The 23,219-nt window shown below is 65.7% G+C and carries 19 protein-coding genes; 10 read left to right on the top strand and 9 right to left on the bottom strand.

Features of this window, described 5'->3' with window-relative positions; genetic code table 11:
* Nucleotides 1-2: 2 nt before the first annotated feature.
* The 4 genes from KUW00_RS08020 to KUW00_RS08005 all read right to left on the bottom strand — a co-directional run bounded on the left by KUW00_RS08020 (nucleotide 3) and on the right by KUW00_RS08005 (nucleotide 3,927).
* Nucleotides 3-482 (bottom strand): tripartite tricarboxylate transporter TctB family protein, encoded by a 480-nt coding sequence (locus KUW00_RS08020; protein WP_222568750.1) that lies wholly within the window; start codon nucleotides 480-482, stop codon nucleotides 3-5.
* 5 nt (nucleotides 483-487) lie between these two features.
* Nucleotides 488-1,474 carry a Bug family tripartite tricarboxylate transporter substrate binding protein gene (locus KUW00_RS08015; RefSeq protein ID WP_222568749.1) on the bottom strand — a complete coding sequence of 329 codons (987 nt, stop codon included), beginning with the start codon at nucleotides 1,472-1,474 and terminating at the stop codon, nucleotides 488-490.
* A 175-nt stretch (nucleotides 1,475-1,649) separates the two neighbouring features.
* Nucleotides 1,650-2,903 (bottom strand): CaiB/BaiF CoA transferase family protein, encoded by a 1,254-nt coding sequence (locus KUW00_RS08010; RefSeq protein WP_222568748.1) that lies wholly within the window; start codon nucleotides 2,901-2,903, stop codon nucleotides 1,650-1,652.
* Between the two features lie 67 nt (nucleotides 2,904-2,970).
* Nucleotides 2,971-3,927 carry a hydroxymethylglutaryl-CoA lyase gene (locus KUW00_RS08005; protein WP_045992380.1) on the bottom strand — a complete coding sequence of 319 codons (957 nt, stop codon included), beginning with the start codon at nucleotides 3,925-3,927 and terminating at the stop codon, nucleotides 2,971-2,973.
* Between the two features lie 301 nt (nucleotides 3,928-4,228).
* Here KUW00_RS08005 and KUW00_RS08000 point away from each other — a divergent pair, with 301 nt between their 5' ends.
* Together KUW00_RS08000 and KUW00_RS07995 are read left to right on the top strand one after the other, a co-directional pair.
* Complete coding sequence (locus KUW00_RS08000; protein ID WP_222568747.1) at nucleotides 4,229-5,812, top strand: peptide MFS transporter; 1,584 nt, start codon at nucleotides 4,229-4,231, stop codon at nucleotides 5,810-5,812.
* 2 nt (nucleotides 5,813-5,814) lie between these two features.
* Nucleotides 5,815-7,632 carry an aminopeptidase P family protein gene (locus tag KUW00_RS07995; protein ID WP_222568746.1) on the top strand — a complete coding sequence of 606 codons (1,818 nt, stop codon included), beginning with the start codon at nucleotides 5,815-5,817 and terminating at the stop codon, nucleotides 7,630-7,632.
* 78 nt (nucleotides 7,633-7,710) lie between these two features.
* On the opposite strand, the gene KUW00_RS07990 is transcribed toward KUW00_RS07995, so the two are convergent.
* From KUW00_RS07990 to glnA, 5 genes are all read right to left on the bottom strand, one after another.
* Nucleotides 7,711-8,679, bottom strand: coding sequence for a hypothetical protein (locus KUW00_RS07990; RefSeq protein ID WP_222568745.1), 969 nt, complete (start codon nucleotides 8,677-8,679; stop codon nucleotides 7,711-7,713).
* Between the two features lie 168 nt (nucleotides 8,680-8,847).
* Nucleotides 8,848-10,263 carry a nitrogen regulation protein NR(I) gene (gene ntrC, locus KUW00_RS07985; RefSeq protein ID WP_045992383.1) on the bottom strand — a complete coding sequence of 472 codons (1,416 nt, stop codon included), beginning with the start codon at nucleotides 10,261-10,263 and terminating at the stop codon, nucleotides 8,848-8,850.
* Nucleotides 10,256-11,305 (bottom strand): nitrogen regulation protein NR(II), encoded by a 1,050-nt coding sequence (glnL, locus tag KUW00_RS07980; RefSeq protein WP_045992384.1) that lies wholly within the window; start codon nucleotides 11,303-11,305, stop codon nucleotides 10,256-10,258. Before glnL ends, ntrC begins: the two co-directional genes overlap by 8 nt.
* Before the next feature lie 299 nt (nucleotides 11,306-11,604).
* Nucleotides 11,605-12,180 (bottom strand): DUF4124 domain-containing protein, encoded by a 576-nt coding sequence (locus KUW00_RS07975; RefSeq protein ID WP_162816427.1) that lies wholly within the window; start codon nucleotides 12,178-12,180, stop codon nucleotides 11,605-11,607.
* A 229-nt stretch (nucleotides 12,181-12,409) separates the two neighbouring features.
* Nucleotides 12,410-13,816, bottom strand: a complete 1,407-nt coding sequence (glnA, locus tag KUW00_RS07970) for a glutamate--ammonia ligase (protein ID WP_108448684.1) — start codon at nucleotides 13,814-13,816, stop codon at nucleotides 12,410-12,412.
* A gap of 514 nt (nucleotides 13,817-14,330) precedes the next feature.
* Between glnA and KUW00_RS07965 the strand changes: the two genes are divergently transcribed.
* The 8 genes from KUW00_RS07965 to KUW00_RS07930 all read left to right on the top strand — a co-directional run bounded on the left by KUW00_RS07965 (nucleotide 14,331) and on the right by KUW00_RS07930 (nucleotide 23,182).
* Nucleotides 14,331-14,861 (top strand): glycosyltransferase family 2 protein, encoded by a 531-nt coding sequence (locus KUW00_RS07965; RefSeq protein ID WP_108448683.1) that lies wholly within the window; start codon nucleotides 14,331-14,333, stop codon nucleotides 14,859-14,861.
* Nucleotides 14,862-15,027: 166 nt separating this feature from the next.
* Nucleotides 15,028-16,854, top strand: coding sequence for a translational GTPase TypA (typA, locus tag KUW00_RS07960; RefSeq protein WP_197037093.1), 1,827 nt, complete (start codon nucleotides 15,028-15,030; stop codon nucleotides 16,852-16,854).
* 361 nt (nucleotides 16,855-17,215) lie between these two features.
* Nucleotides 17,216-17,521 (top strand): hypothetical protein, encoded by a 306-nt coding sequence (locus KUW00_RS07955; RefSeq protein WP_222568744.1) that lies wholly within the window; start codon nucleotides 17,216-17,218, stop codon nucleotides 17,519-17,521.
* A gap of 170 nt (nucleotides 17,522-17,691) precedes the next feature.
* Nucleotides 17,692-19,137: a sodium-dependent transporter gene (locus tag KUW00_RS07950; RefSeq protein WP_222568743.1), complete on the top strand. Its 1,446-nt coding sequence runs from the start codon at nucleotides 17,692-17,694 to the stop codon at nucleotides 19,135-19,137.
* A gap of 112 nt (nucleotides 19,138-19,249) precedes the next feature.
* The gene (locus tag KUW00_RS07945; RefSeq protein WP_045992391.1) at nucleotides 19,250-20,020 is read left to right on the top strand and encodes an ABC transporter ATP-binding protein; all 771 of its coding nucleotides are present in this window, start codon (nucleotides 19,250-19,252) and stop codon (nucleotides 20,018-20,020) included.
* A 108-nt stretch (nucleotides 20,021-20,128) separates the two neighbouring features.
* Nucleotides 20,129-20,833: an ABC transporter ATP-binding protein gene (locus KUW00_RS07940; protein WP_045992392.1), complete on the top strand. Its 705-nt coding sequence runs from the start codon at nucleotides 20,129-20,131 to the stop codon at nucleotides 20,831-20,833.
* Nucleotides 20,834-20,861: 28 nt separating this feature from the next.
* Entirely contained in the window at nucleotides 20,862-21,866 is a 1,005-nt protein-coding gene (locus KUW00_RS07935) for a branched-chain amino acid ABC transporter permease (protein ID WP_045992393.1), read from the top strand.
* Nucleotides 21,866-23,182, top strand: a complete 1,317-nt coding sequence (locus KUW00_RS07930) for a branched-chain amino acid ABC transporter permease (protein ID WP_045992394.1) — start codon at nucleotides 21,866-21,868, stop codon at nucleotides 23,180-23,182. Before KUW00_RS07935 ends, KUW00_RS07930 begins: the two co-directional genes overlap by 1 nt.
* Nucleotides 23,183-23,219: the final 37 nt, after the last annotated feature.

The following is a 23,219-nucleotide window of genomic DNA, read 5'->3' as shown; positions in this document are numbered from 1 at the left end:
GATCAGTGTCCCCCTCCCCACCAGGGCACGTCCGGCAAGGGCATGCCGAGGGCAAACTCGAACAGTGCGTACAGCCCCAGCGCCAGTCCTGTGCCGGCGATCAGCGCCTGGCCCCAGGCCGCGCCGAACAGCCGCGTCAGTACGATGGCGAAGGCCAGGGTGGCGGGAACAAACCCCAGCGGCTCGAGCAGGCCAGCGTAGGCCGCCAGCAGCAGCAGCACCGCCAGCTGTCGGGCCAGGCCGGCACGATCCGGCCAGCGCTCGTTGAAGCCCGGGCGCAGGATCAGGTAGGCCGACAGCGCCGCCAGCGGCAGGCTGACCAGCCGGGGGAAAGCCCCCGGCCCCACCGGCTGCATGAAGCCGGTGACGAAGCTATGAGAATGCCACCAGGCCCCCAGCGCCAGCACCAGCAGCACCGCGCCGGCCAGGCGATCGCCGACCTGGGCCGGCCGGCGATGCTGGTGAGCGTCGAGGTCGCTCATCTGACTCATTGAATAACCCCGATCTCGCGCGAGATGGCCTCGACGCGCTGGATGGATTCCTCGACGAAGCTCGAGAAGTCGTCACCGCCACGCCACAGCGGCACCAGGCCATTCTGCGCCGCCACGTCCTTCCACTCGTCGCTGGCGTAAAGGGTCTCGAGGTCTTCGACCATGCTGGCGTAGTCCTCGTCGGAGACCTCGCCGCCGGTGTAGAAGCCGCGCCAGTTGTAGCCGGTGACGTCATAGCCCTGGCTGACCGCGGTGGGCAGCTCGTCGAAGGGCTCGGGCAGCGGATCGTCCGACATCACCGCCAGTACCCGCACGTCGCCGGACTCGATGAAGCCGGCGACCTCGCCCAGGTCGGTGGAGACCACGTCCACGTGGTTGCCCATCATCTGGGTTACCGCGGGGCCGCCGCCGTCGAACTGCACCCAGCGCAGGGCGCCGACCTGGTCGCCGGGCAGGCCGGCGGCCTTGGCCAGCATCAGCGCGCGGATGTGATCCCAGCCACCGGCACCACTGGAGCCGGCCATGGCCACCGAGGTCGGATCGGCGACGATGGCCTTCAGCAGTTGCTCGAGGGACTCGTACTCGCTCTCGTCGTCGACCAGGATGACGCCGACGTCGGTACCGAGCATGCCCAGCCAGCGCATGGTCTCGGCACCTCCGGGATAGCGACCCTGGGCAATCTGGGTCATGCCCACGGTGCTGGTGGCGACGATCAGGTTGCTGTCATCGGCACGCTTGGAGGCCACGTTGGAGAAGGCCACCGCGCCGACACCGCCGGGCATGTTGGTGACCTGCACCGAGCCGTCGGTCAGTTCCAGGTCGGTGAGCAGCTTGCCGACGCTGCGGCAGGTAAAGTCCCAGCCGCCACCGGGGTCGGCCGGGGCGATGCACTCGTCGATGGGCAGGGCGCTGGCCGAGGTCGAGATACCGAGGCCGAGCGCGAGCAGCGGCAGGCCAAGGCGAGTGGTCAGAGTCGAGGGCATGGAAGGCTCCTTGTTTTTCGTTGTTGGCGTTTTCGTTGTGGGTGTTGCGGTCCTGCGGTCCTGCATCGTTGTCACCAGCCGGCACCGGCCATCCGGCGGATTGCCTGGCGGTTGTCGAGTCGCCATCTTGCGCGGCCACTCGCCTGGCGTTGTCCGGCGGGGACCGCCACCCAGCCTAGACGATCCCGCGCTGGCGCAGCGCCCGACACTCGTCGGCACCGAAACCGAGTTCGGCCAGTACCTCGTCGGTATGCTCGCCAAGCTGTGGCGCCGGTCGCTGGATCATCGCCGGGGCCTCGCGCATCTTCACCGGAAAGCCGGTGGTGGCGATCTGTCCGGCCTCGCCCTGATCCAGGGTCAGGCGCATGCGCTGGTCGATGATCTGGGGGTCATCGAAGGTCTCGCGCAGATCCTGCACTCGGCCACAGGGCACGCCGGCGGTGTTCAGGTGTTCGATCCAGTCGTCCACACTGCGCCGGCGCGTCACCTCGTTGAGGATCTCGCGCAGCGCCTCGCGGTGCGCCATGCGCTGGGCGTTGTCGGCGAAGCGCGGCTGCTCGAGCAGATCGACACGACCCAGCGCCTCCAGCAGACGACGCACCATGGTCTCGCTGCTGGGGGCGATGGCGACCTCGCCATCGCTGGCCTCGAACAGGCCGTAGGGGTAGAGCATGGGATGGTCATTGCCGGTACGTCGGGGGACCTCGCCGGTGGCGAAGTACTCCGCCGCCAGATAGCCCAGCATCGCCACCAGACCGTTGGTCAGGGCGGTCTCGAGAATCTCGCCCTGGCCGGTACGCTCGCGGCGCACCAGTGCCGCGCTGACCCCGAAGGCCAGGTTGAGGCTCGCCACCATGTCGCTGATCGGTGGCGCGGCGCGCATCGGCTCGCCCCCCTCGACCCCGTTGACGCCCATGAAGCCGCTCATGGCCTGGGCGACAAAATCGTAGGCGGGTCGGTCGCGGTAGGGCCCGGTGGATCCGAAGCCGTTGATCCGCCCCACCACCAGGCGCGGGAAGCGCTGCCTCAGGGTGTCGTCGTCGAGTCCCATCTTGGCCAGCACCCCGGGGCGGAAGTTCTCCACCAGCACGTCGGCGTCCTCGAGCAGGCGGCTCAGGATCTGGCGTCCCTCGGGCTCGCGCAGATTGAGGGTGATCGAGCGCTTGTTGCGGTTGAACTGGGCAAAATAGGCGCTGAAGCCGTTGACCATATTGCCCTGGCGGCGCACCACGTCGCCCTCCCCCGGGGTCTCGATCTTGATCACCTCGGCGCCGTGATCCCCCAGCATCTGGCTGGCGAAGGGGCCGGAGATCACCCGGGTCAGATCGATCACACGTATGCCGGCCAGGCTGCCCGGGGCAAGGCCGGTGGCGTCCTGGGTCGATGGCCGCGGGTCGTCGCTGTCATCCCTGCCGGGGCTAGCATCCATAGGTTTGCGTATCCGTCGGTATGTCTGTGGTGGTGTCGTCTGGTCTTGCCAGGTTCAGGGATCTGGCTCAGCCCTTTGCGGTGGGCACCGCATCGGGTCGATGCAGCCTGAGCCGAGTGCCGGCTCGGGCCAGCTGAGAGCCCGGCGCACGTTCCAGTCGCCGCGCGGCAAGCCCCGCCACCTCGATCAAGGACTCCAGCGAGACGCCGGTGTCATATCCCAGCTCCTCGAGCAGGTAGATCAGCTCCTCGGTGGCCAGATTGCCGCTGGCACCGGGGGCGAAGGGACAGCCTCCGAGACCACCGACCGCACTTTCGTAACGCGTGACGCCAAGCGACAGCCCCTGCATGACGTTGGCCAACGCCAGGCCCCGGGTATTGTGAAAGTGCAGGATCGGCCGCGCCGCGGGGGCCTGTTCGGCGATCTCACCCACCACCCGCGAGACCACGGCGGGGGTGGCCATGCCGGTGGTATCGCCAAGGGTGAGGTCATCGATACCCAGCTCGCCGAGGCGACGCGCCAGCTCACCGATGCGCCCGGCCGGCAGGTCACCCTCGAAGGGACAGCCGAAGGCCGTGGCGATGGCGCCCTGTACCTCGATACCGCTGCCGGACAGGCGCTCGACGATATCGGCGAAACCGGCCAGGGAGGCGTCGATCGAGCGATTGACGTTGCGCGCGTTGTGGGTCTCGGAGGCGGACACGAACAGCACCACCCGATCGATGCCCACCTCCAGTGCGCGCTCGGCACCGCGCAGGTTGGGCACCAGGGCGCTGAAGCGGGCATCCGCCAACCCCTTGGCGGCGGCCACCAGTTCCGCGGCGTCGGCCAGCGCCGGTACCGCCCGGGGACTGACGAAAGACGTCAGCTCGAAGCGCCTGAGTCCGGCCCGGTGAAGCCCGTGCAGCAATTCGAGCTTGTGCTCGGTGGACAGCACCCGCGCCTCGTTCTGCAGGCCATCACGAAGCCCCACTTCGGTCAGTTCGATCCTGGCAGGTGCTCGCTGGGGCGGCGATGACGTCATGGCGAAGAAGTCCCTAAAAGTCGATATTTCACCAATATAGAGGCTATTGGCTCATGTTGGACATACGCCTTTTCGCTGAGACGTCCGTACGCTGACGGTGCCAGACCGCAGAGGTATTCCCCTTGACCGGCGATTTCCATAGAATTCACCGCCCAAATCGTGATCCACAGCAATTTTTGTTGCGGACTCGCACATTATCGTGTTCTTCACACGTTTTTCTGTTCGCATGCCGCCTCCGTCCCGGGGCGCTTGATGTAGAGGCGTCGACGTTCGCCTTCCCACCCTGAAAAGGCCTGGTTTCATGCAATCCACTTCCTCCGACGGCTCGGCCGCCGACAAGGGCTTCTTTGGTCACCCCCGCGCCCTGGGGCCACTGTTCTTCACCGAGATGTGGGAGCGTTTTTCGTTCTACGGCATTCGCCCCATGCTGGTGCTGTTCATCGCCGCCTCACTGTTCGACGGCGGGCTCGGCTTCGACCCCAAGACCGCCGCTGCCATCGTCGGCATCTACGGTGGCGCCATCTACCTGGCCGCGCTGCCCGGCGGCTGGCTCGCCGACAACTGGCTCGGCCAGCGCCGGGCGGTGTGGTACGGCTCCATCCTGATCGCCTTCGGTCATCTGTCCATCGCGCTGTCGGCCCTGCTCGGTGCCGTCGCCTTCTTTGTCGGGCTGATCTTCATCGTGCTCGGCACCGGGCTGTTCAAGACCTGCATCTCGGTGATGGTCGGCAGCCTGTATGACGAAAGCGACGTGCGCCGCGACGGCGGCTTCGCCATCTTCTACATGGGCATCAACATCGGCAGCCTGTTCGCGCCGTTGTTCACCGGGCTATTGATGGACTCGTTGGGCTGGCACTGGGGCTTCGCCATGGGCGGCCTTGGCATGCTGATCGCACTGCTGCTGTTTCGCCTGTGGGCGGTGCCCGCCATGCAGCGCGCCGACGCCGAGCGCGGCCGCGCCTCCACCTGGGACGCCCCGGCCCAGCGCCGTCGTCACGTCGGCCCCGTCGTGTCGCTGTGCCTGGCGCTGATCGCCGCCCTGGTGGCGCTGGTCGCCACCGGCGTGGTGACCATCGACGCCCGCGCGGTGGCCGAGGCCATGACCAGCGTGCTGATCGTCGCCTCGCTGAGCTTCTTTGCCTACCTGATGCTGTTCTCCGGACTCAGCGGTGACGAGCGTATTCGCGTCACCATCTGCTTTGTGCTGATCGTCGCCGCCGCCTTCTTCTGGGCCGCCTTCGAGCAGCAGCCCACCTCCTATAACCTGTTCGCGGCCAACTACACCGACCGCAACGTGATGGGCTGGGAGGTCCCCACCCTGTGGTTCCAGTCATTGAACCCGGTATTCATCGTGCTGCTGGGTCCGCTGTTCGGCTGGCTGTGGCCGGCGCTCGGTCGTCGCCAACTGGAACCGGGTAGCCCGATGAAGTTCGTCTTCGGCCTGCTGCTCGCGGCCTGCGGCTTTGGCCTGATGGTGCTGGCGGCGCAACAGGTACTGACAGGCACAGGGCTGGTGTCACCCTGGTGGATCGTCGGCAGCATGCTGCTGTTGACCCTGGGCGAGCTGTGCCTGTCGCCGGTGGGGCTGTCCACCATGTCGGGGCTGTCGCCGCGTCGCACCCAGGGCCAGTTGATGGGCCTGTGGTTCACCGGCGCCGCCCTCGGCAACCTGGTGGCTGGCCTGATCGGCGGTCACGTCAACGCCGAGGAGCTTCAGCAGTTGCCGGAACTGTTCGGACGGTCGGCCATCGCCCTGGTGATCTTCGCCGGGGTGCTGCTGTTGCTCGTGCCGGTGTTCAAGCGCATGCTGAAGCATCACCGTCTTATCGATCCGGCGGCCGCCCACCGCGCGGACGCCGAAGCCATTGTCAGAACAGGAGTCTGAGCATGACCTCAGCCAGTGCCGATACCGCTCGCCAACGCTTGAGCGATCTGCGCGAGGCGATGCGCCGCCACGCCATCGATGCCTGGTGGTTACCGTCCAGCGATCCGCACAACAGCGAATACCTGCCCGAGCACTGGGCCGGTCGCGAGTGGCTGTCCGGCTTCGACGGCTCGGTGGGTACCCTGGTGGTGACCCAGGACGAGGCCGGCCTGTGGGTCGACAGCCGCTACTTCGTGCAGGCCGAGGCACAACTCGCCGGCACCGGCATCAGCATGATGAAGCTGACCCAGGGCCAGGCCAGCGCGCCGATGCAGTGGCTGGCCGAGCGTCTCGAGGCCGGCGACACCCTGGGCTACGACGCCCAGGTGGTGTCCCTGGCCCACGGCCGCCAGTTCGAGGACATCCTGGGTGAACGGGGCGTCGTCCTGCGCGGCGACAGCGACCTGCTCGACGAGATCTGGCGCGATCGCCCGAGCCTGCCGAGCGGGGCCATCGAACCCCACGCCGGCCGCTATCTGGACGAGACCCGGCGCCAGCGTCTGGACCGGGTACGCACGGCCATGGCCGAGCACCACGCCGACTGGCATCTGGTGTCGACGCTGGACGACATCGCCTGGCTGACCACCCTGCGCGGTGCCGACGTGGGCTTCAATCCGGTGTTCCTGTCCCACCTGCTGATCGGTCGCGCCACCGCCACCCTGTTCGTGGCACCGGGCAAGCTCGCTCCCGAACTGGTCGACGCGCTCAAGGCCGATGGCGTCGAGGTGGCCGACTACGCCGACTGGGCGGCGCGGCTGTCCGCCCTGCCGCGGGACGAACGGGTGCTGATCGATCCGGCCCGGCTGACGCTGGGGACCCGCCAGGCCCTGCCGGACGAGATGACCGTGGTCGAAGCCTTCCAGCCCAGCACCCTGGCCAAGGGCATCAAGACAGCCCACGAGCTCGGCTTCGTGCGTCAGGCCATGGAAGCCGACGGCGCGGCCCTGTGTCGCTTCTTCGCCTGGCTGGAGGCCGCCTTCGCCGCCGGCGAACGGGTCACCGAGCTGGACGTCGAGGCCCGCCTGTATGAAGAACGCACCAAGGACGAGGACTTCGTCTGCGAGAGCTTCAATACCATCGCCGCCTTCAACGCCAACGGTGCCCTGCCCCACTACCGCGCGACCCAGGAGGCCCATTCGGTGATCGAGGGCGACGGCCTGTTGCTGATCGACTCCGGCGGCCAGTACCGCGGTGGCACCACTGATATCACCCGCATGGTCCCGGTCGGCACCGTCAGTGAGGCTCAGCGCGAAGACTGCACCCTGGTGCTCAAGGGCATGATTGCACTGTCGCGGGCGCGCTTCCCCGAGGGCATCGCCGCCTCGCGGCTGGACGCTCTGGCGCGGGCGCCGCTGTGGGCCACCGGCCGCGACTACGGTCACGGTACCGGCCACGGCGTGGGCTACTTCCTCAACGTCCACGAAGGCCCTCAGGTGATCAGCTCGGGCGCCTCGGTTGCCGAACATACCGCCATGCGCGAAGGCATGATCACCTCCAACGAGCCTGGGGTGTACCGTCCCGGCCAGTGGGGGGTGCGCATCGAGAACCTGGTGGCCAACCGCACCGCGGCCCCCAGCGACTTCGGCGACTTCCTGGAGTTCGAGACCCTGACCCTGTGTCCCATCGACACCCGCTGCCTGAACCTGTTCACCCTGGATCAGGCCGAGATTGACTGGCTCAACGCCTACCACGACGAGGTCCGCCGCCGGCTGGCGCCGAGGCTCGACGGCCAGGCGCTGGCCTGGCTCGAAGCCCGCACCGAACCGCTGACGCTTGCCTGATAGCGGGCCTGCTGGTCGGCCGCAGATGCAAAGGGGCCCCGCCATGGCGGGGCCCCTTTGCGTAGGCTGCCAGCGCCGTTACATGAACGGGTTCTTGACCACCGGGATGAACATCAAGCGGAAGTTCCAGTCCGCATCCCACTCATCACCGCGGATCACGCTGTGCTGGATCTCGGCGGCCAGGCGCACCGGGGTGCTGCCCATGCGGACCACATTGGAATAGCCCAGGCCGATCGGGAAGTTGACCTTCTCGCCGCTGTCGGCCTCCCAGTTGATGCGCACGTTGGGTGTCATGCCCACCAGTTCGGTGCCGCTGAGCCGGTAGTTGAGGAAGTACTGCAGATCGGTCTGGCTGGTGTGCTCGCGGTCATCTTCGCCGGCGTAGGACCACCAGTGCTGAGCCAGCAGGCCCATGTTCCAGCCACCGGGATTGGGCGCCAGGCGCGCGATCAGGGCCGCCGGGCCGGCCTGGAACTTGCCCTGTCCCAGAACGTCATGCTCGGCGGTGGGGAAGATCTGGGTCAGCCCCAGGCCCCAGATGACGCCGTCGGCGCGGGCCGGGCCGGCCAGGGTCACCAGGGCGGTGTCACCCAGGCCCTCGGTACGCCCGCGATGGGGGGCGTTGCGGCTCCACTCGTCGGGATCGATGTCCAGCGGGCTGCCGCCCCGGGCCAGGGTACCGAAGCTCTCGTCCATCGGAGTCGAGTTGTACTGGAACACCGGGCGCACCACCAGGTTCCAGTTGTCGTCTGCCATCTCGAAGGGGAAGGACATGACCGGCTGGAACTTGAAGGAATTGGACCAGCGACCGTCGAAGTCGTCGCCGTCCAGGTGGGTATAGTCGTTCTGCATCCACAGCATCCAGGCCGAACCCACCGGATTGGTGGTTTCCTTGGCGATGGCAGCAAGATCCTCGCTGCTGGCAGCAGGCTCGCTGTTGGCCGGTACGGTGCGTGGCGAGGACCGCTCCTGGGCAAGCGAGAGGCTCGAGATGAAAACCAGCGACATGGCCACCAGGCCAAGCCGACGAGAGCGTGAAAGGTTCATGGGGGTAGGCCTCAGAATCGTGACGCTACCCCCGACGCCGAGAGTAGCGGTGCAACGTCGCCACCACTCTAGGCCACCGATAACAGGCTGATGATATGCCCCTTGGGGTAGGCCGGTCCGGGCAGGCTGGTTAAACCGGTGCCCCCCGGACTCGCCGCCCCGGCCCGCTCAGACCTCCTGGTCTTCCGCTAGCGACGGCAGCAGCACCTTCAGCTTGCGGGTCAAGGTATTGCGCCCCCAGCCCAGCAGCTCGGCAGCCTCACCCTTGCGCCCGGCGGTGTGCTTGAGCGCGGTCTCGATAAGGATGCGCTCGAAGTCCGGCACCGCCTCTTCGAGCAGGTGGGTGTGGCCCGAGGCCAGGGCGCTGTCGGCCCAGGCGCGGAAGGCTTCACGCCAGTCTCCGCCTGCGGCGCTGTCATCGCCGCCGCGCAGCTCCGGCGGCAGGTCCTCGACCAGGATCTCGCGCCCGGAGGCCATCACCGTCAGCCAGCGACAGGTGTTCTCGAGCTGACGCACGTTGCCCGGCCAGTCCACCCGGGTCAGGAACTCCTCGGCTTCGCGGGTCAGCACCTTGACGTCGGTGGACAGCTCCTTGGCCGCCTCGACCAGGAAGTGCCGCGCCAGCCGTGGAATATCCTCGCGCCGCTGGGACAGCCGCGGCAGGTGCACGCGGATGACGTTGAGGCGGTGAAACAGGTCCTCACGAAAGCGGCCATCGGCGACCAGCGTCTCGAGGTCCTGGTGGGTCGCGGCGATGATGCGCACGTCCACCTTGACCGGCGTATGACCACCGACCCGATAGAACTCGCCGTCGGCCAGCACCCGCAACAGCCGGGTCTGGGTCTCCGAGGGCATGTCACCGATCTCGTCGAGGAACAGGGTGCCGCCGTTGGCCTGCTCGAAGCGCCCCTGGCGACTGGCGCTGGCGCCGGTGAAGGCGCCCTTCTCGTGGCCAAACAGCTCCGACTCGATCAGATCCCGGGGGATCGCCGCCATGTTGAGGGCAATAAAGGGATTGGCGGCGCGGGGACTGTGCTGATGAAGCGCACGCGCCACGCGCTCCTTGCCGGTCCCGGACTCGCCGTTGATCAACACCGTGATATGCGAGTGCGCCAGGCGCCCGATGGCCCGGAATACCTCCTGCATCGCCGGCGCCTCACCGATGATCTCGGCGTCGAGTCCTTCGGGCACGCTGACCGGCCGCTGGCGCTCGCGCACGTGGGCCACCGCGCGTCGCACCAAGGCCAGCGCCTCGTCCACGTCGAACGGCTTGGGCAGGTACTCGAAGGCCCCGCCCTGATAGGAAGCCACCGCACTGTCCAGGTCGGAATGGGCGGTCATCACGATGACCGGCAGGTCCGGGTGCACCTGGCGCACCTTGGCCATCAGATCGAGTCCGTCGATACCTGGCATGCGGATATCGGTGACCAGCACGTCGGGCGGCTCGGCCAGCAGTCGATCGAGGATACCGTCGGCCCGCTCGACCGCCTCGACCTCAAGGTCCGGCTGCGCCAGGGCGCGCTCAAGCACCCAGCGTATGGCCCGGTCGTCGTCGACGATCATTACACGAGCGGTATCAGTCATGACTCATCTCCAGGGGAATCAACAGACGGAATTCGGTGCGTCCGGGCTCGGACTCGCACTCGATCAGCCCTTCGTGCTGGTGCAGCACCGACTGGGCGATCGACAGCCCCAGGCCGCTGCCCTCGGCACGACCGGACACCATCGGATAGAACAGGGTCTCGCGCAGCGTCTCGGGGACGCCCGGGCCGTTGTCGATCACGCTGACGTCGCAGACCAGACGATGGCGCTGGGCGCCCAGGGTGAACTGGCGGCGCGCGCGGGTCCTCAGGGTCATCACCGGGTTCGGTGTCTCGGACTCGACCAGCGCCTGGACGGCGTTGCGGGCCACATTGAGCACCGCCTGGATCAACTGGGCTTCATCGCCGGTCAACTCCGGCAGGCTGGGATCATAGTCGCGCTCGATACTCACCCGCGGCTGTTCGACCAGCAGCAGCGCGCGTACCCGCTCCAGCACCCGGTGGATGTTCAGCGGCTCTCGCCGACTCACCCGGTTGGGCCCGAGCATGGAATCGACCAGATCCCGGAGCCGATCCACCTCTTCGATGATGATCCGGGTGTACTCCTTGAGCGCCGGCGTCTGCTCCAGGTCACGCTCGAGCAATTGCGCCGCGCCACGAATCCCCCCCAGGGGGTTCTTGACCTCGTGGGCCAGCCCCCGTGCCAGCACCTTCATGGTTTCCTGGCGCGACTGCAGCGCTTCCTCGCGGGAAATTCGCAACAGCCGATCCCGTGGCTCCATTTCCAGCAGCAGCTCGTCAGGCGACAGCGGCGTCACGGTGTAGTCCACCGTCAGGGGGTCTCCACCGGCGAGGACCAGCCGCGCCTCCCGTTGGGTATAGGGATGCTGTCCATCCCGGGCCCGTATCAGCACCTCGGCGATATCATCCTCGCCGCTGAGCCAGTCGGTCAGCGCCACGCCGGCAACCCGACTGGCGCTGACCGCCAGCAGGGTCTCGGCCGCCGGGTTCATCCAGGTCGGTCGCAGCTCGCCGTCGAGCAGCATGACCGCAGTTGTGAGGTGTTCGATGATGCCAGGCGTCATGGGTCCATCCTGATGGGGCAAAGCGCCCGCTCGATAGAGGCCGCCACGGCGCCAAGCCGGCATGCCATGGTGGCGGTCCAGGTCTCGGCCTCGAGCAGGCGTCAGACAACAACATTCAAAGCAAGAAGCGGGCCAGCCTTGGTACCAGTAGCGCACTCCCGCCGCGCAGGCGCCAGGACGGTGCTTTTGTCGAGGAGGCGGGTCACCGTCGGCGCACCTACGCACCATTTTAGTGCACCAACCTGGTGCAGGGGAGTCTCGCCTGGATCACTGTCCGCACAAGGCCCGCAGATCGCGGGTCAAGGCGGCGCAGGACGAATGGGGTTGGCGGGAAGCAGGCGGCTGGCGCGCTGTACGTGGATGACGATATCGGCACTGCGTTGACGCACCTCTCCCGACGGGGCCAGCACCACCAGGCCCAGGCGATGCTCGCCACGCTCCAGATTGGTGAGCCACAGTGGGCCGATGCCGGTGACGCTGGTGGCGAGCACACCGTCGACCTCCAGGCCGAGGCGATCCCCCGTCGCCGTAGGCGGGCTGATCGCGGCCAGCACCTTCAATCTTCCCCCGGACCCCGTTGGCAACACGCTGCCATCCGCCGGGGAGGCGATGGCCAGGACATCGTGGGGCTGGAAGATATCGGCGTCGCTATCCGGGCCTGGTACTGAAGGCGCCGTCGGCCTGGAGGGCGCCGCCACATCCAGCGCAGGGGCGCTGGACAACGGCGGCGGTGCCAGCGCGCGGGCGCCGGCCGAGGGGGTATCGCTGTAGCGCACGACGCCGTCGGCACCGATACTGCGATAGATGGTGCTCGCCGGCACGGTTTCTGCCACCGGCAACGCCAGCCCGGACGCTGCCAGCAAGGCAATGGCCATCAGTGACGGTCGACTCGGCGACGAGGGAGCGCTCTCGCCCCTCTCCCGGCCTGCCCTGCGCGTCCACCGCTGCATCATCGTGATTGCCCTCGCCGACCTTCCCCTGACGAGGATGACGGCAGCCACGACCCGCGCCAAGGGGATCCCTTGCCCAGGCGCAAGGCCCGCGCAAAAAAATCGGCCCCGCGATCATCGCGGGGCCGACGGAACGCACGAGGCGCTATGCCGATCAGCAGCTGTAGTACATGTCGAACTCGATCGGGTGGGTCGCCATGCGCAGACGCTCGACGTCCTCGTTCTTGAGCTCGATGTAAGCGTCGATCATGTCGTCGGTGAAGACGCCACCTTCGGTCAGGAAGCTGCGGTCCTCGTCGAGGGCTGCCAGCGCCTGGTCGAGGCTCTCGGCCACGGTCGGGATGGCCTTGCCTTCTTCCGGCGGCAGGTCATAGAGGTTCTTGTCCATGGCGTCGCCGGGGTGGATCTTGTTCTTGATGCCGTCGATACCGGCCATCAGCATCGCCGCGAAGCACAGGTAGGGGTTGGCGGTCGGGTCGGGGAAACGCGCCTCGACACGCTTGCCCTTCGGGCTTGCGGTGTACGGGATACGGATGGAAGCAGAACGGTTACGGGCGCTGTAGGCCAGCATGACCGGCGCTTCGAAGCCCGGCACCAGACGCTTGTAGGAGTTGGTAGAAGCGTTGGTGAAGGCGTTCAGGGCGCGGGCGTGCTTGATGATACCGCCGATGTAGTAAAGCGCCATTTCAGACAGACCGGCGTACTCGTCACCGGCAAACTGGTTCTGGCCGTCCTTCCAGAAAGACTGGTGGACGTGCATGCCGCTGCCGTTGTCGCCGACCAGCGGCTTGGGCATGAAGGTGGCGGTCTTGCCGTAGGCGTGAGCCACATTGTGGATCACGTACTTCATTTCCTGAACTTCGTCGGCCTTCTTGACCAGGGTGTTGAAGGCAACACCGATCTCGTTCTGGCCGGCGTTGGACACCTCGTGGTGGTGCACCTCGACCTTCTGGCCGATGGCCTCGAGGGTGTTGCACATGGCACCGCGCATGTCATGGAAGCTGTCCACCGGCGGAACCGGGAAGTAGCCGCCCTTGACCCGCGGACGGTGACCGAGGTTGCCACCTTCGACGGCGCGGTCGGTGGACCAGGCACCCTCTTCGGAGCTGATCTTGTACATGGCGCCTTCGATATCGGCCTTCCAGTGCACCTCGTCGAAGATGAAGAACTCGGGCTCGGGGCCGAAGAAGGCGGTGTCGCCCAGGCCAGAGGACTGCAGGTAGGCCTCGGCGCGCTTGGCGATGGAGCGCGGATCACGCTCGTAGCCCTGCATGGTGGCCGGCTCGATGATGTCGCAACGCAGGATCAGGGTCGCGTCTTCAGTGAAGGGGTCGAGGAAGCCGGTGCCGTCCTCCGGACGCAGGATCATGTCGGACTCGTTGATGCCCTTCCAGCCGTTGATGGAGGAACCATCGAACATCTGGCCATTCTCGAAGAACTCTTCGTCGACCTCGGCGGCCGGAATGGTGACGTGCTGCTCTTTACCGCGGGTATCGGTGAAGCGCAGGTCAACCCACTTCACATCATGTTCGTTGATCAGGGCGAGGGTCTTGTCTGACATGTGGTCCTCCAGAGTGGAACTTGTCTCGTGACTCGAGCGTTGCGCAACGGCGCCAATCCCATGTCACCGGTTTGAAACGGGGGATGATCCAGGGAACAAAAGGGGTACCGGGATCCTTTGTAGCACGCTCCCGGGACACTGCCCATGGCAACGTGCGCGACACGATGACACTGCCAACCACAATGCAGATTGCGTGCCAGCATTGCACCAGCATCGACCAGAAAAATCCCAACCCATTGTTTCAAATCTTTTTTATCCAAACAGGCCCTTTGCGCCAGCTTAGGGCACAAAGGCCCACCACCTTCAGGACCTGCCGACCAATGCACCACAAAAGTGCAATAAAGACTGCGACGCACCACTTTGGACCTTTGTGACAGGATCTATAAACTCTGCCGGGCCGATCGCGAGGTGTCAGTGGGCGCTGGAACCTTTCGCAACGCAAAGATACACTTTATTACGTTCGACTCCGACCGCCTCCCCTGCCGGCCGGCGTCACCCTCCTCGGAGTGTCGTCGTGAAAATCAGCTTGATCATTGATGCCCGACTTACCGGCAAGGAACTGCCTCGCCGGCTCGCGGAAGCACGCCAGCAGGTCGCCCTCTTCCAGGGAAGAGGCGAGATCCTCGTCATCGACGATGGCGATATGGCGCCACCACTACTGGGCGAACCGGGCGAACACGCCGTCGTCGGCTATCGCCAGGTGCGCAGCCGGCCCGCGCCCATGGGGCGGCGCCTCAACCTGGCCGCCTCCCACAGCAATGGACGCATGCTCGGCTTCTGCCTCGGCCCTCTGGACACCCACTGGGTCGAGCGAATGATGGCAGCCGCCTGCGATGATTCGCGCCCGGTGGTGCGTCCTGCTCGCCCCTGTCCGCTATCGCTGCTCAGCCTGCTGCGACGTACTCCGACCCGGGCCCTGGGCGTCGAACGTACCTGGTTCGATCGGCTGGGAGGCTTCGACCCGTCGCTGGACTTGAGCGCGGTAGAGGACCTCGCCACTCGCCTCAAGGCCTGTCGCGCCAAGATGGTCGTGCAGCGCGCCTGAGCGTCAGATCGTCCTTTCTGTCGATTTCGCCTACTTTTTTCGCCTCGCAGGTGCTTGATAGTTCAGCATCTTGAGGATCGATGCCGAGATTGGCGCCAACAAGGCTGGTCGTTGTCATCGCCCAGGCCCTATAATGCTGCCCCACTTTTTCCAGCAGGATCCCGTCGTGATCGAGAATCTTCGCAACATCGCCATCATCGCTCACGTCGACCACGGCAAAACCACCCTGGTCGACAAGCTGTTGAGTCAGTCTGGCACTCTGGACCGCAAGGCCGAGGGTCAGGAGCGCATCATGGACTCCAATGACCAGGAGAAGGAACGCGGTATCACCATCCTGGCGAAGAACACGGCGATCCGCTGGAATTCCCCCGAGGGACAGGACTACCACATCAACATCGTCGACACCCCTGGACACGCCGACTTCGGCGGCGAGGTCGAGCGCGTGATGTCGATGGTGGACTCGGTACTGCTGCTGGTCGACGCCGTCGACGGCCCCATGCCGCAGACCCGCTTCGTCACCCAGAAGGCCTTCGATCAGGGCCTCAAGCCGATCGTGGTGGTCAACAAGATCGATCGCCCCGGCGCACGCCCGGACTGGGTCATCGACCAGATCTTCGATCTGTTCGACAACCTCGGCGCCAGCGACGAGCAGCTCGACTTTCCGATCATCTACTGCTCCGCCCTCAACGGCATCGCCGGTCCCGAGCCTGACCAACTGTCCGACGACATGACGCCGATGTTCCAGTCCATCGTCGACATCGTCGAGCCGCCCAAGGTGGAACTCGACGGACCGCTGCAGATGCAGATCTCGGCACTCGACTACTCCAGCTACGTCGGTGTCATTGGCCTAGGCCGCATCACCCGCGGCGCCATCTCGCCCAACCAGCAGGTGGTGGTCATCAACAAGGAAGGCCAGACCCGCAAGGGCAAGGTCGGCCAGGTCATGACCCACCTGGGTCTCGAGCGGGTACAGACCGAGCAGGCCACCGCCGGGGACATCGTCTGCATCACCGGCATCGACGACCTGGCGATCTCCGACACCATCTGTGATCCGGCCGCCGTCGAGGCGCTGCCGGCACTGACCGTCGACGAGCCCACCGTGTCCATGACCTTCCAGGTCAACGACTCACCGTTTGCCGGCAAGGACGGCAAGTTCGTCACCAGCCGCAACATTCGCGATCGTCTCGACCAGGAGCTGATCCACAACGTGGCGCTGCGTGTCGAGCAGGGCGAGTCCCCGGAGAAGTTCATCGTCTCCGGCCGCGGCGAGCTGCACCTGTCGGTGCTGATCGAGAGCATGCGTCGTGAAGGCTTCGAGCTGGCCGTGGGTCGTCCCGAGGTCATCATCCGTGAGATCGACGGCGAGAAGCAGGAGCCCTACGAAGAAGTCATCATCGACTGCGAAGAGCAGCACCAGGGCGCCATCATGGAAGAGCTCGGCTACCGCAAGGGCGAGCTCAAGAACATGAACCCGGACGGCAAGGGCCGGGTCCGCCTGGACTTCATCATCCCGGCGCGCGGCCTGATCGGCTTCCGTGGTCAGTTCCTGACCCTGACCTCTGGTACCGGCATCCTGACCAGCCGCTTCGACCACTACGGCCCGCTCAAGCCCGACGCCTCCATCGAGCGTCGCAACGGCGTGCTGGTGTCGATGGTTCCGGGCAAGGCCCTGGCCTACGCCCTGTACGCCCTGCAGGAGCGCGGCAAGCTGATCATCGACCACGGCACCGAGGTCTACGAAGGCATGCTGGTCGGCATCAACAACCGCGCCAACGACATGGTGGTCAACCCCACCAAGGGCAAGAAGCTCGACAACATGCGCGCCTCCGGCAACGACGAGAACATCGTGCTGACCCCGCCGGTACGCTTCACCCTGGAACAGGCCATCGAGTTCCTCGATGACGACGAGCTGGTCGAGATCACCCCGAACCATATCCGTCTGCGCAAGAAGTTCCTGACCGAGAACGAGCGCAAGCGCGCCACCAAGAAGTAAGCGCTGCGTTTTCTCGCTTCATCGATGCCCGCCTTCCGGCGGGCATCGTTGTTTGCGGCAATGCTCATATAGACAATATCGATGCCCGACTCTCAATGGCGGGCGTCGTCGTTTTGCGGTATCGACAATATCGATGCCCGGCTCTTCATGGCGGGCATCGCCGTTTGTGGCCGTCGGGCATCGTCGTCTGCTTTGCGAGGCCCGGTCGCGGCCATAGCGCGACTTCAGTGGAACTTTCCGGGCCGAGCGCTGCCACAATTGATGCAGACTGATAACCGTTAGGGGTGAAGACGGCGACCGCCCTAGTTGCGGTCTATGCTAATGGGGCACCGTCATCCTTCGCGAACAAGGAGATACGCGAATGCACAAGCACGTCGAATGGGATGATCCCAGCGCTGACAGCGTTCAGCGCTACTTCGCCGACAAGCCCGACGAATACCCCACCGCCCACGTCGGCAGTATCATCGCCGGCCGCTACCATGGCTATTCGGTCAGGGTCAGGGTGGAAGCCAGGGTCGACGACGACACCGCCAGCATCGGCGACGTGGTCGCCCTGATCTCCGTGCGCACAGGCGAGCGCACCAAGAATATCGGCGACCTGTCGATCGGCGATACCGTGCGTCTTGGCGACGATCACCGCGCCCTGGCTCCCCATACCAGCAGCTGACGACGAGTTCCAGAACCCGCCAGTGACGGAAACCCGTCCCGCCAACGCCTGCTAAACGCATCGCCCCTAGTCAGGCGCCATGGTTGTATCGCAAAGTTGACATGTCAGACCGGGCCTCGGCCCGGTCAGCCATTACCGCGTCGCGACGCCGACATGTCGACGGAAGCCCCATGAGCAGCGATAACATCTGGACCCACAAAGGCACCTTCCTGCTGGCCGCCGTCGGCTCGGCGGTGGGCCTGGGTAACCTCTGGCGCTTTCCCTACCTGGCCGGCGAGCACGGTGGTGGCGCCTTTCTGCTGGTCTACGTGCTGTGCGTCTTTGCCGTCGGCATCCCGATCCTGATCGCCGAGATCATGCTTGGGCGCAACAGCCGGCGCTGCCCGATCATGGGCATGCGCTTTCTCACCCGTTGTCATCGCACCTCCCGCGCCTGGGAGACCATCGGCTGGCTCGGTGGCCTGTCCGCGCTGCTGATCCTGAGCTTCTACTCGGTGATCAGCGGCTGGGCGCTGCACTATCTTGGCGAGATGCTGACCGGGTCACTGCGCGACGCCGACGCCGCCATGCTGGCCGACAACTTTGCCAACCTGATCGCCTCGCCGCTGAAGCTGACGCTCTACCACACGCTGTTTCTCGCCATCTGCGCCTACATCGTCGCCCGGGGTGTCCATCGTGGGCTGGAGAGCGCCCTGCGCATCCTGATGCCGACCCTGCTGGTCATTCTGCTGGTGGTGCTGTTCTACGCCGCGACCAGCGGCGACATGGCGGCAGCCAGTCGCTTCATGCTGGCCTTCTCGCTGTCCGAGTTGAGCCTGGAAGGCTGGCTCGAGGCGATGGGGCAGTCGTTCTTCACGCTGAGTCTGGGGATGGGCGCGATCATGGCCTATGGCGCCTACATGCCCAGCGAGACCTCGCTGACCCTGACCGCCTTCGCCATCGCCCTGATCGACACACTGGTGGCGGTAATCGCGGGGCTGGCGATCTTCGCCCTGGTGTTCGGTGCGGGACTTGCCGCCGACGAAGGGCCGGGACTGATGTTCGTGTCACTGCCGCTGGCATTCTCGGTGATGCCTTCCGGCTCGCTGGTCGGCGCCATCTTCTTCGTACTGGTACTGGGGGCCGCGATCAGCTCGGCGATCTCGCTGATCGAGCCGGTCGCGGCCTATCTGGTCGAGCGCTTCGACCTCAGTCGCGTACTGGCGGTAGCCCTGGTGTCGGTGCTGGCCTGGGGGCTGGGGCTCGCCACGGTGGCGAGTTTCAACGTCTGGGCCGAGGCCAGCCCCGTGCATGACGTGTTCGGTCGCAGCGCCTTCGCCGTGCTGGAACTGGTGACCCACATCACGCTGCCCCTGTGCGGCCTGCTGGTGGCGCTGTTCGCCGGCTGGTCGCTGACCCAGTCCGAATCGATGAAGGAAATGCACACCCGCTCCAGCTGGCTCAGGCTGTGGCGGTTTCTGGTGCGCTTCATCGCGCCGACCGGGGTCGCCTTCGTCTTTCTGCGTGCCCTGCCCTATGTCCAGGGCTACTGGCTGCCGACCATCGGTGCCTGCGTACTGGTAGGCGCCTTCGCCGCCTACCGGCTGATGGCCGAGCAGCAAGCCGCCAGCGGCTGAGGGACGTCGGGAAGCCCGACAATCAAGACCGCAACGACACCAACGCAACAACGCAACAACGCAACAACGCAACAACGCAACAACGACAATAGACAACACGGCGGGACCCAAGATGTCAGCCATCATCGATGTACGACACGTCAACAAGGCCTTCGGCGGCCTTCACGTCATCAACGACTGTTCGATTCAGGTCGAGGAAGGCTCCGTCACCGGTCTGATCGGCCCCAACGGTGCGGGCAAGTCGACCCTGTTCAACATCATCGCAGGCGCCCTGCCGCTGGATTCCGGGCAGATCCTGCTGGACGGCGAGGACATCACCAATCGTCCGGCCAACGAGCTGTTTCACAAGGGCCTGTTGCGCACCTTCCAGATCGCCCACGAGTTCTCCCAGCTCACCGCCCTGGAAAACCTGATGATGGTGCCCCCGGACCAGCCCGGGGAGTCCCTGGCCAAGGCCTGGTTCGCGCCGAAGGCGGTGCGAGCACAGGAGGCCGAGGTCAAGCGCCGGGCCCAGGAGGTGATCGAGTTCATCGGCCTCAATCATGTGCGCAACGAGCTGGCAGGCAACCTCTCCGGTGGCCAGAAGAAGCTTCTGGAGCTCGGCCGCACCATGATGACCGACGCTCGGGTGGTGCTGCTCGACGAGATCGCCGCCGGGGTCAACCGCACCCTGCTGGGAGACCTGATCGGCAATATCGAACGGATGAACCGAGAGTTCGGCTACACCTTCCTGGTCATCGAGCACGACATGGACATGATCGCCAGGCTGTGCGATCCGGTGATCGTGCTGGCCCAGGGCTCGGTGATGGTCGAGGGCTCCATCGAGGAGATCCAGAACAACCCCGAGGTCATCGAAGCCTATTTCGGCGCCGGCGCGGCCTGACAGCGGCCCGGCAACAGACACCGCGCCACCCGGGGCACCCTCCCGTTGCAGGCGCGGCGATAACAACAACCAGGGCGCGACAGGCGCTCTTATGCAGAGAACAGGACTATGCCTCTACTCGATGCACGCGAGGTGCACGGCGGCTATGGCGGCATGAACATCCTCAACGGGGTGGACATGGCCATCGAGGCCGACCAGATCGGCGTCATCGTCGGCCCCAACGGCGCCGGCAAGTCGACCATGCTCAAGGCCATTTTCGGCCAGTTGAACGTGACCCAGGGCGATATCCTGCTGCGCGGTGAACCGATCCAGAACCTGCCCACCAACCGCCTGGTAGAACTGGGCATGGGCTTCGTGCCCCAGGAGCACAACGTCTTTCCCAGCCTGACGGTCAAGGAAAACCTCGAGATGGGGGCCTTCCTCAAGCCGGGAAACGTGAAACGCATGCTGTCCAAGGTCTACGAATTCTTCCCGCCCCTTCACGAAAAGCGTCATCAGCCCGCCGGCGAGCTGTCCGGTGGCCAGCGCCAGATGGTGGCCATGGGCCGAGCGCTGATGGCCGAGCCCGAACTACTGCTGCTCGACGAGCCGACTGCAGGGCTGTCGCCCAAGTACATGTACGAGATCTTCGACCGGGTCAAGGAAGTCAACGCCGCCGGCGTCGGCATCCTGATGGTGGAGCAGAACGCCAAGCAGGCCCTGGCCATCGCCGACAAGGGCTTCGTGCTGGCCGCCGGCCAGAACCGCTTCACCGACACGGGGCAGGCGCTGCTTGCCGATCCTGACGTGGCCAAGAGCTTCCTCGGCGGCTGACGCCGAGTCCTAGCGCGGAGATATCGCCTTGAACGAATTCGTGTTCTTCATCAACAACGTGCTGATCGCCGGCAGCGTCACCGGGTCGATCTACGCCATCGGCGCGGTGGGCGTGACGCTGGTCTTCAGCATCATGCGCTTTGCCCACTTCGCCCACGCCGACATGATGACCTTCGGCGCCTTCATGGTACTGCTGCTGGCGACGCTGTTCCCCCACGCCGGCGACGTCATCGGTGTGCCCACCGCCATCGTCATGCTGCCGCTGGCCATGGTGCTGACGGCGGCGCTGGCGGTGGGCATCGACAAGGCCTTCTACAAGCCGCTGCGTGCCCACGGCGTCAAGCCGATCGTGATGGTCATCGGCTCCCTCGGCGTGACCCTGATGCTGCAGGGCCTGATCCGGCTGTTCTCGGGCACAGGCGGCCAGAGCCTGTACGTCGATGACCGCAAGGAGATCTTTCGCCTGGCGCTGCCCTTCGAGGGCGCCCGGGTGCCGGTGGTGATCACCGAGCCGCAGATCTATCTGTTCGTGCTGACCCTGGTGGCGGTGATCGGGCTGCAGCTGTTTCTGTCGCGTACCCGGCTCGGCAAGGCCATGCGCGCCATGTCCGACAACCCGGACCTGGCCCGGGCATCGGGCATCAACACCAACACCATCGTCGCCGTGACCTGGGTGATCGTCGGTGGCCTGGCCGCCATCGCTGGCACCCTGCTGTCGATGGACGTGACGTTCAAGCCGGACTTGAGCTTCCACCTGCTGCTGCCGATCTTCGCTGCCGCCATCGTCGGCGGTGTCGGCCACCCCTTCGGCGCCATCGCCGGCGGCTTCGTGGTGGGCTTCGCCGAGACCCTGGCGGTGTTCAACTGGCGGGTGCTGCTGCGGCCCTTCAGCGACAGCCTGCCCGAGTGGCTCGAGCTGCCCAGTAACCTGGCCTTCGTCGGCACCGAGTACAAGATCGTGGTGCCCTTCTTCATCCTCGTCGCCATCCTGGTGTGGCGCCCCACCGGCATCTTCAAGGGCAAGGTGATCTGATGACGACCAACAACTTTCATCGCCGCGACGACGCCAACACCGCGCCCCAGAGCCGCTTTCCGGTGCGCGAACTCAGCCTCTTGGTGGTCCTCGCCGTCGCCGTCGGCGCGGTCTACATGGCCATGGGTTCGGCCTATTCGACACGCATGCTGGTGGAAGCCAGCTGCTACGCCATCCTGGCCCTGGGCCTGACCATCCAGTGGGGCTACGCCGGCCAGTTCAACGCAGGCGTCATGGGCTTCGTCGCCCTCGGCGGCTTCTGCGCCATGACCTTCAGCGTGCCGGTCAATCCGGCCTTCTGGGATAGCCCGCTGCCCGGTGAGCTGGCCAAGGTGCTGGGGTATCTGGCCGTCGGTATCGCGCTGGTATTCGCGCTGTCGCGCATGACTCGCCTGGGCGTGCCGTCCTGGCTGCGGACCCTGATCACCGTGGTGATCGGCCTCGTCGTCTACATGGTGGTGATCAGCGAGCTGCGCGAGGTCACCGACGCCATCGAAAGCCAGATGGGCTTCATCGGTGGGTTCGGCCTGCCGGTGTGGGTCGGCTGGGTGGTCGGCGGAGCGCTGGCCGGCGGTATCGGCTACTTTATCGGCCACGTCTGCCTGGGGCTTCGCAGCGACTATCTGGCCATCGCCACCCTGGGCATCGCCGAGATCATCAAGGCCTTTCTCAAGAACTCCGACTGGCTGACCCGTGGCACCGCCACCGTGTCGCCACTGCCATGGCCGGTACCCGATCCCGGCGAGGTCGGCTTTACCCTGGCGCGGGCGCTCTATCTGTCGGTGACGGCGGTGATGATCCTGGGCATCTTCTTTTTGCTCAACCGAGCCTACAACGCCCCCTGGGGCCGCATGATCCGGGCGATTCGCGACAACGAGGTGTCATCTGCCGCCATGGGCAAGGACATCAATCGCCGCCGGCTCGAGATCTTCGTGCTGGGCTGCGTGCTGATGGGCCTCGGCGGCGCGGCACTCGGAAGCTTCAACAGCATCTTCGACCCCAACGGCTACCTGCCGCTCAACCACACCTTCCTGGTGCTGGTGATGGTCATCCTGGGTGGGCCGGGCAACAACCTCGGTACCCTGTTCGGCGCGGTGGCGGTGTACATCATCTGGATCATGTCAGAGCCGCTGGCGCTCTACGTGATGGAGTTGATCGCCCACTTCGGCCAGGCCAGCTTCGGCTGGGAGCTACCCAGCAACCTGGAAAGCCGAGCCCTGCAGGCCAGGGTATTCGTCATCGGGCTGTTGATCACGGTGGTGCTGCGCGTCGCCCCCAAGGGGCTGCTGCCGGAGAAGGTCAAGCACCATGACTGAGGCGTGTCCGTCGACACCGCTTCTGCGGACAGTGCCT

This window comes from Halomonas sp. DP5N14-9 (assembly GCF_019802175.1).
Taxonomy (GTDB): domain Bacteria; phylum Pseudomonadota; class Gammaproteobacteria; order Pseudomonadales; family Halomonadaceae; genus Halomonas; species Halomonas litopenaei.
The sequence above is the reverse complement of the archived record's forward strand: the minus strand, read 5'-3'. Positions and strand labels throughout refer to the sequence as shown.